Annotated in this window: 11 protein-coding genes; 4 read left to right on the top strand and 7 right to left on the bottom strand. The window is 66.2% G+C overall.

Features of this window, described 5'->3' with window-relative positions:
• The first annotated feature begins 312 nt into the window (after positions 1-312).
• Entirely contained in the window at positions 313-2,673 is a 2,361-nt protein-coding gene (locus tag F8O08_RS06090; protein WP_158038158.1) for a glycosyltransferase family 2 protein, read from the top strand.
• Positions 2,674-2,698: 25 nt separating this feature from the next.
• Here the strand turns inward: F8O08_RS06090 and F8O08_RS06085 are convergent, their stop codons facing one another.
• The gene (locus F8O08_RS06085; RefSeq protein ID WP_192496884.1) at positions 2,699-3,721 is read right to left on the bottom strand and encodes a glycoside hydrolase family 26 protein; all 1,023 of its coding nucleotides are present in this window, start codon (positions 3,719-3,721) and stop codon (positions 2,699-2,701) included.
• Positions 3,722-3,765: 44 nt separating this feature from the next.
• Here F8O08_RS06085 and F8O08_RS06080 point away from each other — a divergent pair, with 44 nt between their 5' ends.
• Complete coding sequence (locus F8O08_RS06080) at positions 3,766-4,992, top strand: glycoside hydrolase family 26 protein (protein WP_158038160.1); 1,227 nt, start codon at positions 3,766-3,768, stop codon at positions 4,990-4,992.
• Positions 4,993-5,185: 193 nt separating this feature from the next.
• On the opposite strand, the gene F8O08_RS06075 is transcribed toward F8O08_RS06080, so the two are convergent.
• The 3 genes from F8O08_RS06075 to F8O08_RS06065 form a co-directional block, all read right to left on the bottom strand.
• Positions 5,186-5,719: a carboxymuconolactone decarboxylase family protein gene (locus F8O08_RS06075; protein ID WP_158038161.1), complete on the bottom strand. Its 534-nt coding sequence runs from the start codon at positions 5,717-5,719 to the stop codon at positions 5,186-5,188.
• Positions 5,719-6,300: a peroxiredoxin gene (locus F8O08_RS06070; protein ID WP_158038162.1), complete on the bottom strand. Its 582-nt coding sequence runs from the start codon at positions 6,298-6,300 to the stop codon at positions 5,719-5,721. The genes F8O08_RS06075 and F8O08_RS06070 overlap by 1 nt, the downstream gene beginning before the upstream one ends.
• A gap of 214 nt (positions 6,301-6,514) precedes the next feature.
• Entirely contained in the window at positions 6,515-9,154 is a 2,640-nt protein-coding gene (locus F8O08_RS06065) for a DEAD/DEAH box helicase (protein ID WP_158038163.1), read from the bottom strand.
• Positions 9,155-9,200: 46 nt separating this feature from the next.
• Between F8O08_RS06065 and F8O08_RS06060 the strand changes: the two genes are divergently transcribed.
• Complete coding sequence (locus F8O08_RS06060) at positions 9,201-9,731, top strand: NUDIX domain-containing protein (RefSeq protein ID WP_158038164.1); 531 nt, start codon at positions 9,201-9,203, stop codon at positions 9,729-9,731.
• Between the two features lie 9 nt (positions 9,732-9,740).
• Here F8O08_RS06060 and F8O08_RS06055 read toward each other — a convergent pair whose 3' ends face one another.
• A complete protein-coding gene (locus tag F8O08_RS06055) occupies positions 9,741-10,496 on the bottom strand; it encodes a glutamate racemase (RefSeq protein WP_192496885.1) in 756 nt (251 codons plus the stop codon).
• 78 nt (positions 10,497-10,574) lie between these two features.
• On the opposite strand from F8O08_RS06055, the gene F8O08_RS06050 reads away from it, so the two are divergent.
• Positions 10,575-11,516, top strand: a complete 942-nt coding sequence (locus F8O08_RS06050; protein WP_158038166.1) for a Ppx/GppA phosphatase family protein — start codon at positions 10,575-10,577, stop codon at positions 11,514-11,516.
• A gap of 90 nt (positions 11,517-11,606) precedes the next feature.
• On the opposite strand, the gene F8O08_RS06045 is transcribed toward F8O08_RS06050, so the two are convergent.
• Both F8O08_RS06045 and F8O08_RS10830 read right to left on the bottom strand, forming a co-directional pair.
• Positions 11,607-12,422: a hydroxymethylpyrimidine/phosphomethylpyrimidine kinase gene (locus F8O08_RS06045; protein ID WP_225733434.1), complete on the bottom strand. Its 816-nt coding sequence runs from the start codon at positions 12,420-12,422 to the stop codon at positions 11,607-11,609.
• A gap of 36 nt (positions 12,423-12,458) precedes the next feature.
• Entirely contained in the window at positions 12,459-13,076 is a 618-nt protein-coding gene (locus tag F8O08_RS10830) for an IMPACT family protein (RefSeq protein WP_158038168.1), read from the bottom strand.
• Between the last annotated feature and the right edge of the window lie 144 nt (positions 13,077-13,220).

Genomic DNA, 13,220 nt, shown 5'->3' with positions numbered 1-13,220 from the left:
ATGGTTACATCCATGTCTTCGGCTGTGCACAGTGGGCAAAGTACTTTGGGGCGAAAGCACGCGCTCGTCGGCAGTCCCCAACCGCACTGACCGCTTCTCTCGTTCCATCCGCAGTCTGACCGCCTGATCTCCGTCAGGGGGCGCCCCCGTCCCGTGGGCGTCTTCTTGTGGCCGCTGAATCGACGATGACACCGTGTGAGCCTCTGCTCCCGGCGATCCGTCGACAGGCTCCCGGCACCTGCCGCTCTACGGCTGACAGGCGCCGCGCTCTCATCTGATTCCAGCCTTGATCCTGCCGTGGAGGCGTCCATTATGTCCCCTTCCAGACTGCTGTTCGCACGTCTCATCGCCGTTCTCGTCGCGGGGTTCGGCACCGCATACATCGTCTGGCGGTGGTCGGAGACCATCGCCTGGTCTGCTGCATGGCTCGCAGTTCCGCTGGTGGTCGCCGAGACCTACTACCTCTCGGAGTCGCTGCTCTACGCGCTGACGATTTGGAATGCCAGAGAACGTCCACGTCCGCCTGCCGCTCCCCCGGGGCGCACCGTCGACGTGTTCATCACGACGTACGACGAGCCGCTCGGGCTCGTTCTGCGCACGGCGATCGCCGCCAAGAAGATTCGATACCCGCATCACACCTGGATTCTGGACGACGGGGACCGCCCCGAGTTCCGTCTGGCTGCGCGACGCATCGGTGTCGGATACATCACGCGAGGCCCGGAGTGGCAGGGCCGGCCCCGTCTCGCCAAGGCCGGCAACATCAACAACGCCCTGTTTCGCACAGATGGAGAGTTCTTCGCCGTGCTCGACGCCGATCAGGTGCCTGAGCCCTCGTTCCTGGACGCCGTGCTCGGGTATTTCACCGACGACCGCGTCGCCTTCGTGCAGACTCCCCAAGAGTTCTGGAACATCGGGCGGCGCGACCCGCTCGGCAGCAGAGCCGAGCTCTTCTACGGCCCGATCCAGCAGGGCAAGGACGGCTGGGACGCCGCCTTCTTCTGCGGCTCCAACGCGGTGCTGCGTCGCGAAGCGGTGATGGCTCTGGGACTCAAGCGCATTCCCTCACGCGCCCGGGTGCGCATCCACCGGCATCTGCGTCGGTCCCGGCATCGGCTGACGGCGCTTCGCAGGTCGGTGCGGGCCACCGACCAGGCTGCCGCATATGTGCTCGCAGACGTGCTGTCTGCGATCGATGAGGCTGCCGGCTCACTTCGGCGGGCACAGCCGTTGGCGGCCGTCGTGCTGCGATTCCGTGCTTGTGTGCGCACGGCGTGCAGCATGGAGGCCATTCTTCCCCTCGAGGTGGCTGAGGCGATCGACGCCGTGCAGCAGCGCATGACCGTCACACGCAGCGATGCTGCGCTCGCCGTGCAGCCGGTGCGCACCACCTCGATCACCGAGGATATGGCGACGGCCATGCATCTGCATGCACTCGGCTGGTCCAGCGTCTTCCACGACGAGGTGTTGGTGCGCGGGCTGGCGCCCGAGCATATTCGCGACGCTCTCGCTCAACGGCACCGCTGGGCGACCGGCACGATGCAGGTGTTCTTCACGCAGAATCCGCTGGTCGTGCGCGGGCTGTCTATCGGGCAGCGGCTCATGTATCTCGCCACCATGACCAGCTACCTCAGCGGCTTCGCTGCGGTGGCTCTGTTGAGCGCTCCGATCGTGTTTCTCACCCTCGGCATCGCACCGATGGAGGCGAGTGCGATCGATTTCGCCGTGCGCTTCATGCCGCTCTTCGTGCTCTGCCAGCTGCTGTTCATCGTCACAGGCTGGCGTCGTCGAGGGCTGTGGCGAGGTCAGCAGATGTCGATCGCGCTCTTCCCCACCTGGATGCGCGCCTCGGTCGACGGCGTGCTCTCTGCCCTCATCGGCCGTCCGGTGCAGTTCGCCGTCACTCCCAAGTCGGCCGACGGAGCCGCTCGTGGTGGATTCCGCGTGGTCATGCCGCAGCTGGTGGCGCTGTCGCTGCTGCTCGTAGCGGGTCTGATCGGCGGGGTTCGCCTGATCATCGGAGCAACCGATCTTCAGGCGTCGCTGCTGGCCTTCGGCTGGACGGCTCTGGACGTCGTTCTGCTCTCGGTCGTGGTTCCAGCGGCGATCTATCGCGGGCCGAATCCGAATGCCGTGCGAGAGCCCTCGCCTGCTGAGGACGCACTGTTCGCCGATCTGGTGGCCGCGGCGGCGAGCAGGCAGGACGCTGCCGCGGCGACCCGAGACGCGTGTGTCTCAGAAACTGCGACAGCACTGTGCGGGCCGATCTCGGACCGAGCCGATGCGGTGGTCTTCACTCCGGATGCGATGACGCTCGATTCTCGTGCCGCCCTGCGACTGCGCAATGAGGTCGCCGGGTTCCTGAGCGAAGACCGTCTGGTGCTCATCGACGTCTCCGAGGTTCGGAAGGTCACGCCGGCGGGGCTGGCGGGAATGCTGCAGCTGCTGCATCTCGTCCGGGCCGAGGGAGCAGACCTGCGCCTGTTCGGGCTGTCGGCGGCCATGCGCAGTGCGCACGAGGCCTACCGGCTCGATCTGCTGACGCCGATACATCGGCAGGAGGCTGACGCCCTGCGTTGGAACCCTGCGCCGGCAGTCGCTCAGCCGCGGGGGCGCCGTCGACAGCCGTCTCTCACCGCACGACACGCGAGCACACGGAGGAACGATGTCAGATGAGTGCGGCGGCGGCCGACCGACGCATTCAGGCGAGTTCGCTGAGCGCCTGCCGAAACGCCGCAGCGCTCTCGGGGCTGGAGTCGATGCGCCAGTCTCGTTCTTTGTCCATCTGGAACCAGATGATCCCCAAGAGGCGCTCCTGTCTCGCGCTCAGCCGCATCAGAGAGTCGATCCACGCGGCTTTGCGCCGGGTGGCGCTGGTGTCCTCTGCGGAACCCGTCTCCGAGATCAGCAGCGGCGCCGTCGTCTCCAACGCTCTCAGCTCGTCGAGCGACGCCCCGAACAGCTCCGCCGGCTCGGTCCAGTGGTGCCCTTCGCCGTCGCCCCAGTTGTACCCGCTCACCCCGATGAGGTCGACGGTCTCGGCACCGGGAAAGGTGTCGGAAATCGGGGTCGTCACGCCGCTCACCTTGACGTTCGGCGACCAGAGCATCTGCACGTTGTCGGCTCTGTGCTCGGCCAGTATCCGATCGAGCCGGTGCCAGACCCGCACGTACTCTTCGGCGGTGTTGCCGTTGACGCCGACAGCCCACGGATACCAGTTCGCGTTCATCTCGTGGCCAAAGCGCAGGATGATCGGCGCCTCGACGACGGCCAGCGCCTGCGCCCAGCGGTGCAGAGCGACGTCATGGTCTCCGGCGGCCAGCGTGCGCAGTGCGTACGACGGCTGATCGACGCCTGCCCCGGGCTGCCAGGGCTCCAGCGCCACGACCGGGGTGGCTCCCTGAGCGAAGTCTGCACGGATGCCGTCGACCGGCACCGGATCGTCCAGCGCTGCGAATCGCATGAGGTAGTCAGGCGTGTCACCGGCCACTTCGGTCACGTGTGCATAGTCGCTCGACGCCTGCCCGTCGTGCGGCAGGAAGACGCCCCAAGTCAGATCGTGCCGAGCACTGGTCGGTGCGGTCTCCGACTCCCCGCGCTCTGCCGGTGCACCCTTGGGCGATGCGGCGCATCCCATCGCCATCACGGTGACCGCCATCACGCCGGCGGCTGCAGACAGCACAGACTGACGTCGACCTTTTCCAGTCTTCCTGTTGCTCGGCATTCCGGGCCTCCTGACCGCCGCATCCGATTGCATTGGAGTCTGACATGAACACCTCTGAGAATCGACCCCGCAGACTTGGTCGAACACGCGCATCCGTCGTCGTTCCTGTCGTCTTGATGGCGCTGTCCGCCACAGGAATCACTCTGGGAATGCGGCAGGCGCTTCCGCCCGAGCCCACTGCGGCTCAGTGCGCGATCACTGATCGAGACCTGCTCGACAGCACCGATGACGGCGTGCTGCTGGGCGTGAACCTCGATTGGGAGGCCAAGTCATTGGCCGAGCACGGCAAGTCGCTGTCGCATGACCCCGCAGTCGTCGTTCAGTTCACGGATATTCCCTATGATGACGAGACGTGGCAGCATACCGTCGAGGCGGCCGCCCAGGTCAGAGCGACCGGCGGGGCGCTGCTTCTCACTTTGGAACCGCACGGCGGCCTCACCACGCTCAGCGAACCAGTCGTCGACAAGCTGGTCGCCGACCTCGCATTCCTCAATGCGTCGGGCGTGCCGGTGATCGTCAGGCTGGCCCATGAGATGAACGGCTCCTGGTACGCCTGGGGCCAGCAGCCGACGGCGTACCGTGAGGTCTTTCGGCGCGTCGCCGAGGCCGTCTACGACGGTGCCCCCGGAAGCTCGATGATGTGGGCTCCGAACTACGGCGGCGGCTATCCCTTCGTCGGCGGCCAGTTCGCCGCGGTTCCGGGCAGTGTCGATCACCACCTTCTCGACACTGACGGCGACGGCACGATCACCATGCATGACGACCCGTATGCCCCCTACTATCCGGGCGATGACGTCGTCGACTGGGCGGGAGTCTCGCTCTATCACTGGGGCAATCAGCGCCCTTGGGGCGACAACGACCCGCTGATCGAGAGAACGAAGTTCACCGATATGCTCACCGGCACATATCAGGGCACAGCTGGCGACGACTCGGCTCTGCCAGATTTCTACGCGGTCTACGGCGAGCAGCACGGCAAGCCCATCGGCATTCCCGAGACGGCAGCCATCTACACGCCGTCACGTGGCGGAGCCGACGAGCTGACGGTCAAGCAGGCGTGGTGGAACCAGGTGTTCGACGACTCCGTGCATGAGCAGTATCCACAGATCCGCATGATCAACTGGTTCGAGTGGCGCAAGTTCGAGATCGAGATCAACGACACCGTCGACTGGCGGGCTGCCGGGTCCGATGAGACGCGGGATGCGTTCCTTGCTGATCTGCCCGACTGGCTGCTGTACTCGTCTGCGCTCGGCACCTGCCGCGCTGGCCGGTGATCGGAGCCCGAACCGAAGCACCTCGGCCGGTGAAGAGCCGTGTGGCTCACCCGCAGATGAGGAAGGGGCCGGCACCGCATTATGCGGGCCGGCCCCTTCCAGCTGCAGCCGGGAAGACTCACGCCGAGAGCGTGCGGTCAGACTTCTGCTGACCTTCGCGTCTGAGGTTCGTCCTGTGGCTCAGGCAGCCGGATCAGATCTCCACTGCCTCGGCGAGCGTGATCGCCTGGCCGATGCCCGCCATCACCGCAGCGATGCGCAGCGTCTCGAAGACCTGCTCACGAGAGATGCCCTCGCGACGCACGGTCGCCTCATGAGCGTCGAGGCACTGCTCGCACCCGTTGATCGCCGATACGGCCAGCGACCAGAGTTCGAAGTCGGCCTTGTCGACGCCTCCTGCAGACCCGATGATGTTCATGCGCAGGCCCGCACGCAGATCGTCATAGGTGCCGTGCAGAAAGTGACGGGCACGGTAGAACACGTTGTTCATGCCCATGATCGAGGCCGCACCGAGCGCCGCTTTCAGCGCCGTCTCGTCGAGATGCTCTTTGGCCTCGCCGACGACCTCGACGATGACCGACTCGACTCTCGTCGCCGCAGCCGTGGCCGCCATCGCGCCCCAGAGCTGCTGCTCGGTCAGCGTCGAATCGCGCAGCAGCGTGCCGATGTTGAGTTTGAGGTCTTTGGCGTAGTCCGGCAGTGCGTTCTTCAGGTTCTCGATGGTCATCAGTGCACCAGTTCGTGGAACGCGTCGATGGTGGCTGCGCCCTTCTGCCAGTTGCAGGCGCAGAGTTCGTCAGACTGCAGCGCGTCGAGCTGACGCAGCACCTCGTCGGTGTTGCGCCCGACCGAGCCTGCGTCGACCATGACGAACTGCACCATGTTGTTCGGGTCGATGATGAAGGTGGCGCGGTCGGCCACACCGTCTTTGTTCAGCACACCGGTGGCTGTGACCAGCTCGCGCTTGATGTCGCTGGCCATCACGAAAGGCAGATCGCGCAGGTCTTCGTGCGAACGACGCCATGCGTAGTGCGTGTACTCGTTGTCGACCGAAGCGCCGATGACGACGGTGTCCCGATCTGCGAAGTCATCGTGCAGCTTGCCGAAGGCCGCGATCTCCGTCGGGCAGACGAACGTGAAGTCTTTCGGCCAGAAGAAGACGACACGCCACTTGCCGGGGTTGTCCTTCGACGAGACCGTCGTGAAGAAGTCTTCCGGCTTGTTCGCCTCGACCTTGCTCAGATCACCGGGCACCACACCCGTGAGCTCGTAATCGGGAAACTGATCGCCGATCGTCAGTACAGACATTCCGTGTTCCTCCATCTCTGCGGCACGGCATCACTCTGCACGACGCCGCGCCAAGGCGGCCCGATTGGGTCGTCGACTTATTTTGTCTGACTCAAATATACCGCATCTGTCGGAGAGTGACGACACGAACACGACGGACATACGGTGCACGGCTCCCGATCTGAGTCTGCGGGTGCAGCCGTCATGACGCTGGACGAGCTCACGCGCCGCAGGATCAGACCTCGTGCATGGCGAGCGTGCGCACCACGGCCTCTCCGGCCTCGTCCGAGGCGTCGAGATCGACCTCAGCGGTGATCTGCCAGTCGTGGTTCTCCTCCGGGTCTTCGAGCCGCTGCCGCACCGTCCACACTCGGGGGTTCGTCTCATCGATCTCGAGCAGGCGAGGGCTGCGTGCCTTGGCGTCGAAGCCGATCGCGTCGTACTGCTCACGATATCGGTCGAGCGCCTGCTGCCAGCCGGCAGCGTCCAGGCCGCCGTGCTCGGCATCCGCCGCCGCCAGATCATCGACACGCCAGAAAGCGGCAAGCTGAACTCGCCGGAACATCTCGTTGCGCACCAGCACGATGAAACCGCGACGGTTGTCGGTGAGTCGCGGCGGGTTGGCCGGAAGAGCCCCGGGGCGCAGCGACTGCTCGGCATCGCGGGCGAGCTGCTCGGCATCGGGATGCGCGAGCTGCTCCCATTCGTCGATCAGGCTGGAGTCGACCTGCCGCACCAGCACGCCGAGCCATTCGATGATCGTTGTGAGCGCCTCGTCTTTCCTGCTCTCGGGCACGGTGTGCGACAGCGCGCGGAAGGCATCAGAGAGATAGCGCAGCACGACCCCCTCGGAGCGCTGCAGATCGTAGAAGCCGATGACGTCGCGAAAGTCCATTGCCCGCTCGAACATGTCGCGCACCACCGACTTCGGCCGAAGCTCTTCGTCGGCAGCCCACGGCACCGACTGCAGGTACTGGTCGAAAGCCGCGCTCAGCAGCTCGTCGAGCGGCTTAGGCCATTCGATCTGCTCGATGATCTCCATGCGCTCGTCGTACTCGACGCCCTCGGCCTTCAGCTCGGCGATCGCCGCACCGCGCGCCTTCTTCTGCTGCGCGACCAGCACGACTCGGGGGTTCTCGAGAGTGGCCTCGATGATCGAGACCACGTCGAGTGCATAGGTCTCGCTCTCGGGGTCGAGCAGCTCGAGCGCCGCCAGAGCGAACGGCGACAGCGGCTGGTCGAGCGCGACCTGCTCGCCCACTCCGTCGGCGAGACGAATCACCAGGCGCCCGTCGTCGAAGCGCTTCTGCTCGACGACGCCCGCAGCGCGCAGGGTTCGATAGATCTGCAGGGCGCGTCGGGCCAGGGCGTACTTGTTCTCAAGCGGCTCGGCGCTGTCGAAGATGAGCGATCGCACCCGGGCGAAGACATCGCCGCCGAAGGCGATCGCGTTGAGCAGGATGCCATGGGTGATGCGCATCTGCGAGCGCAGGGGCTCCGGTTGGGCCGCGATCAGCTTCTGAAAGCTGGGCTCGCCCCAGCTCACCATGCCCGCAGGCGCCTTCTTGCGCATGACCTTGCGGCGCTTCTTCGGGTCGTCGGCGTACTTCTTCGAGATCTTCGCATTCTCGATCTCGTGCTCGGGGGCCTGCGCGATGACGTCGCCCTCGGTGTCGAATCCGGCTCGCCCGGCACGGCCTGCGATCTGGTGGAACTCACGAGCCGTGAGATGACGCTGACGCACCCCGTCGAACTTGGTGAGACCGGTGAACAGCACGGTGTGAATGGGCACGTTGATGCCGACGCCCAATGTGTCTGTGCCGCAGATGACGGCGAGCAGCCCCTGTTGCGACAGCTGCTCGACCAGCCGCCGATAGCGTGGCAGCATGCCCGCATGGTGCACGCCGATGCCAGCGCGCACCAGCCGCGACAGCGTCTTGCCGAATCCTGTGGTGAAGCGGAAGTCTCCGAGCGCCTCTTTGATGCGGTCACGACGCTCACGTCCGACCAGACCGGCGTTGACCAGCCCCTGCGCGGTCTCGATCGCCGCCGCCTGTGCGAAGTGCACGACGTAGATCGGTTCGCGACGCGAATGCATCAGCTCTTCGGCGAGCTCGTGCAGCGGCGTCAGCGAATATTCGAAGTGCAGCGGCACCGGCCGCTCGGCGTCGTCGACGAGGGCGACTGGGCGATCGGTGCGGCGGGCCAGGTCGGCTCGCAGCCCACTCACGTCGCCGAGAGTGGCCGACATCAGTAGAAAGCGCGCATCGGCGAGCAGCAGCAGCGGAACCTGCCAGGCCCATCCGCGTTCGCTGTCGCCGTAGTAGTGGAACTCGTCCATCACGACGGTGTCGAGACCCGCCCGGTCGCCGTCGCGCAGTGCCTGGTTGGCCACGATCTCGGCCGTGCAGCAGATCACGTCGGCGTCGCTGTTCACTGCGGAGTCACCGGTGAGCATGCCGACGCGATCTGCGCCGAAGATCTCGATCATGTCGAAGAACTTCTCGCTGACCAGAGCCTTGATCGGGGCGGTGTAGGCAGCCCGTCCGCCACGCCACAGCGCGAGGAAGATCGCTCCGATGGCAACCAGCGACTTGCCCGAGCCGGTCGGCGTGGCGAGGATCACATGTGCGTCACCGGCAAGCTCGAGCACGGCCTCCTGCTGATGCTCATAGGGCTCGATGCCTCGTGCGCTCACCCAGTCGAAGAACTGCTCGAATGCGGCGTCCAGATCGTCGCGATCGCGATCGGGCGTCAGCCGTTCGGCCAGCGACGGCACCGTCGGCCCGTCGGCGTCACCGCCGTTCGCGCGTACAGCGTCATCGCGCTGCACATCGTCGAAAGCGGCATCGGTGTCAGAAGTCTGGTCAGCCATCACGTTCAGTCTAGGGGTGGCCGCCGACGGCCAGTAGACTGACGCCATGAGCGACCTGAACCAGCACCCCAGTGACCGGAGTCAGTATCTGCAGCCGGCGCCCGACGGCTATGTGGTTCGAGATTCGGGTGACGCCTGGGTCACCGGGCCTGACGGCAGCAGGTATTGGGGGCGGTTCGGAGCGGCCGGACTGCTCGCCCATGACACCGACCGCGGCGTCCTCATGCAGCACCGAGTCGAGTGGAGTCACTTCGGCGGCACCTGGGGCATTCCCGGCGGCGCTCGCCGCGAGGGCGAGACTGCCCTGCAGGCCGCCCTCCGCGAATCCGGCGAGGAGGCCGGAGTGCCGAGCGACGCGATCGACCCCATCACCGAGCACCGATACGACTTGGGCTTCTGGTCGTACGTCACCGTGCTCGCCCGCGTCACACGGCCGTTCGACGCGGTGCGCTCCGACGCCGAGAGCCTCGAGGTCGCCTGGATCCCGCTGACGCAGGTCGCCCGTCTCGAGCTGCATCCCGGGTTCGCCAAGGCCTGGCCTGACCTGCAGCGCACGCTGCTCGAGCATCAGATCTGAGCAGAACCGCTACAGGACGATGTGCTCCGCCCACGTCAGTTCGGCGGCGTCTCGAACGCCAGCCGCAGCGAAGGCGGCGTCGTCAGAGAACTCTGCGACCGACGCATCCGCCGGCACCTTGAGCCGACGCAGGGTCTGTCGTGCGACGGCCTCGGCGCTGTCGAGCAGCACCGTTCCAGGCGGCAGTGCAGAGGCGATCACGTCGGCGACCAACGGGTAGTGCGTGCAGCCCAGCACCACGGCCGGCACTCGGGGCGTGCGCGAGACGGCGTCCTGAACAGCCGCCTCGATGCGGTCGGCGTCTGCGTGCTCGATCGCATCGGCAAGGCCATGGCTGCCGACGATGTCGACCTGCTTCGTACCGGCGAACACCTGCACCAGGTCGGCGAGGTAGTCGCTGTGCGCAGTCGTCTCGGTCGCCCAGACCGCGAAGTGGTCGAATCGCTGTGCAGCCGGTTTCACTGCCGGCACGGTCGCGATGATGGGGATGCGCGGCTCGAACTGGTCGCGCAGCGGCTCCCGTGCCACGATGCTCGCGGTGTTGCAGGCCAGCGCGATGCCTTGGGCACCGGCGTCTCGGGCCCGACGGGCCATGGCGAAGACGCGTTCGACGACGTCTCCGGGGTCGCGTTCGCCCCACGGCGAACCGGCCGGGTCGGTCATCAGCAGCACACGCAGGTCGGGGGCCAGACGGTGGATCCACTGTGCGGTGGGCAGCAGCCCCTTTCCGGAGTCGATCAGCGCAACGCATTTCTCGGTAGACACGCTGTGCATTCTACGCCGCGGCGCTTCGACGCCAGCGCCGATTGCACGCAGGCGCACGTCGCACACTAGGCTTGACGCATGCGCCTTGGGGTTCTTGATGTCGGATCGAACACCGTTCACATGGTCGTGGTGGATGCCCACCCCGGCGCAAACCCGTCACCGTACTCGACGCATAAGTCCGTACTGCGTCTGATGCGGTATCTGACGGCAGACGGTTCGATCAGCGATGAGGGCGTCGACCATCTCGTGACCTCGATCGCACAGGCCGTCGCGAGCGCACGGGCAGAGAAGGTGCACGACCTCGTGGCCATCGCCACGTCGGCGGTGCGCGAGGCGACCAACGGCCCCGCAGTGCTCGAACACATCGAGAACGAGACCGGCGTGCACCTGCGGGTACTCGACGGAGAGGACGAGGCACGGCTGACGTTTCTGGCGGTACGCCGCTGGTTCGGCTGGTCGTCGGGCACGATCATGCTCATCGACATCGGCGGCGGGTCGCTCGAGATGGCGATCGGCCCCTCGGAGTATCCGATCTCGGCACGTTCGGTGCCGCTCGGCGCAGGTCGCAGCACGATCGGCTATCTGCATGACGACCCTCCGACCAAAGATCAGATTCGTCGGCTGCGTCGCCATGCCTTCGAGCTGGTGTCCGACGCGGCAGACGTGTTCGCCGAGATGCCGCGCCCAGACCATGTGGTCGGCAGCTCGAAGACCATCCGATCCCTCGCACGACTGGCCGGCGAGACGCACACGCACGGCAACATCTCGTCACAGTGGCTGAAGCGCAGCGATCTCAAGAAGTGGCTGCCGAAGCTCGCGGAGCTGCCTGCCGATCAGCGGCAGAGCCTGCGCGGCATCACCGCTGACCGGGCCTTCCAAATCGTCGGCGGCGGCATCGTTCTGCATCAGACCATGAAGGCGCTCGATGTGGACGAGCTGCAGGTGAGCCCCTGGGCGCTGCGCGAAGGCGTGATTCTGCGCTACCTCGACTCGCTGGAGCAGGGCGGCTCAGATCTCTGATCTGCCGACCGAGACGCTGAGGGCCTCGTGCGCTCTGCGTGCACGCGGCCCTCAGCCCTGCGATGGCCGGTGACGGCCGTCAGATCGACGTCAGTTCGCCGCACCCTGCCAGAGCACATCGAACGGGGCGTTCGACTCGACGCGCCCCTTGATGCCTGCGGTCACGAAGTCCTTCGCACGATGTGCGGCTTCGAGCGGGCTGTCCCCGAGAGCAAGGCCAGCCGTCACGGCGGCCGCGAGAGAGCATCCCGCGCCGGCCACCACATGCTCGCCGACTTTGGGCACGCGGAGCACCTCGAGCGTGGTGCCGTCGTAGAACACGTCGATCGCGTCGGGGCCGGGAATGCGGACGCCTCCCTTGGCGAGCACCGCCGCGCCGCTCTTGTCGTAGATGCGCTTGGCCGCCTCGACGAGGTCCTGCTCGCCGTCGATGCGGGCCATGCCCGAGAGCTGTTCGCTCTCGAAGTGGTTCGGGGTGACGAACGTGGCGAGAGGCAGCACCTTCTCGGTCAGCGCGGTGTCGATGTCAAGCGCGGCGCCGGGTTCCTGCCCTTTGCAGATCAGCACGGGATCGAGCACGACGTTCTGGTACGAGCGCTCGGTCAGCGCGGCGGCCACACGGTCGATGGTCGGTGTGGTGCCCAGCATGCCGACCTTCACGGTCTTCAGCTGATCAGGGCCGTACGCTGCGGTGATCGCCTCGATCTGATCGCTGATCACCTGCGGCTCGACCGGCACGAACCGGTGGCTCCAGTTGTTCTTAGGGTCGAACGAGACGATGCAGGTCAGTGCGATGGAGCCGAAGACTCCGAGCTGCTGAAAGGTCTTCAGGTCGGCCTGGGCTCCGGCGCCTCCGGTGGCCTCAGAGCCCGCGATGGTCATGGCGAATGCAGGTGTCGATGGCATGCAGAGTATTCTACGCGCGACACGCATGGTCGATGTTCACATCAGCCGACGGTCGGTGACGACGCCGCGCACCCGACCCGCGGTGACCTGCACCAGGTGGGCGAGTGCGTCATCCGCCTCTGCGAGCGGCACGCCCAATCGCAGGGTCACCGACGCTTCCCAGACAGCACCGATCTGTGCCCAGCCGCGCTGACGAGCCGCGCGCTGCACAATGGCCGCATCGTGGTGTGCAGCAGCAACCTCGATGACCGCGCACTCGCGCACTTCGCGCAGCGACGCCCGGTCGATCGCGACTGTGGCGGCCTCGCGATATGCACGGGCGAGGCCGCCCGTGCCGAGCAGGATCCCGCCGAAATACCGGGTCACCACACAGACGACGTGCCCGAGACCAGCGCTCTGCAGCGCGTCGAGAATCGGGCGGCCCGCGGTGCCCGACGGCTCGCCGTCGTCATTGGTGCGCAGGATGTCGGCTCGTTCGCCGACGATGAAGGCACTGCAGTGGTGCCTGGCCTGTGGATGCGCCGAGCGCGCCTGCGCGATGGCTGCCCGAGCCTCCGTCTCGCTCTCGACCGAGACGAGCCTGCTGAGAAAGCGCGAGCGCTGCACCAGGATCTCACCATCGACCGGCAGTGACGGGGTCAGGAAATGCGTCATGTGGCGATGATACCGCCGGGTCTGAGACGCCAAGAGAAAGAGAGGGCCGCCTGCTGACATGCAGCGAAGCGGCCCAACCGGCTCCCCCCGGATTGTGCACGCCAAGCGCTCACAGCCGACACCTCGAGATTACCAAGCAGGTCT

Source organism: Pseudoclavibacter sp. CFCC 13611, from assembly GCF_008831225.1.
GTDB lineage: Bacteria > Actinomycetota > Actinomycetes > Actinomycetales > Microbacteriaceae > Pseudoclavibacter_A.
This window is presented reverse-complemented; position numbering and strand designations above follow the sequence as displayed.

Coding starts and splice junctions, on each gene's coding strand:
- F8O08_RS06090 (WP_158038158.1), top strand. CDS start 313: ATGTCCCCTTCCAGACTGCTGTTCGCACGTCTCATCGCCGTTCTCGTC.
- F8O08_RS06085 (WP_192496884.1), bottom strand. CDS start 3,721: ATGCCGAGCAACAGGAAGACTGGAAAAGGTCGACGTCAGTCTGTGCTG.
- F8O08_RS06080 (WP_158038160.1), top strand. CDS start 3,766: ATGAACACCTCTGAGAATCGACCCCGCAGACTTGGTCGAACACGCGCA.
- F8O08_RS06075 (WP_158038161.1), bottom strand. CDS start 5,719: ATGACCATCGAGAACCTGAAGAACGCACTGCCGGACTACGCCAAAGAC.
- F8O08_RS06070 (WP_158038162.1), bottom strand. CDS start 6,300: ATGTCTGTACTGACGATCGGCGATCAGTTTCCCGATTACGAGCTCACG.
- F8O08_RS06065 (WP_158038163.1), bottom strand. CDS start 9,154: ATGGCTGACCAGACTTCTGACACCGATGCCGCTTTCGACGATGTGCAG.
- F8O08_RS06060 (WP_158038164.1), top strand. CDS start 9,201: ATGAGCGACCTGAACCAGCACCCCAGTGACCGGAGTCAGTATCTGCAG.
- F8O08_RS06050 (WP_158038166.1), top strand. CDS start 10,575: ATGCGCCTTGGGGTTCTTGATGTCGGATCGAACACCGTTCACATGGTC.
- F8O08_RS06045 (WP_225733434.1), bottom strand. CDS start 12,422: ATGCCATCGACACCTGCATTCGCCATGACCATCGCGGGCTCTGAGGCC.
- F8O08_RS10830 (WP_158038168.1), bottom strand. CDS start 13,076: ATGACGCATTTCCTGACCCCGTCACTGCCGGTCGATGGTGAGATCCTG.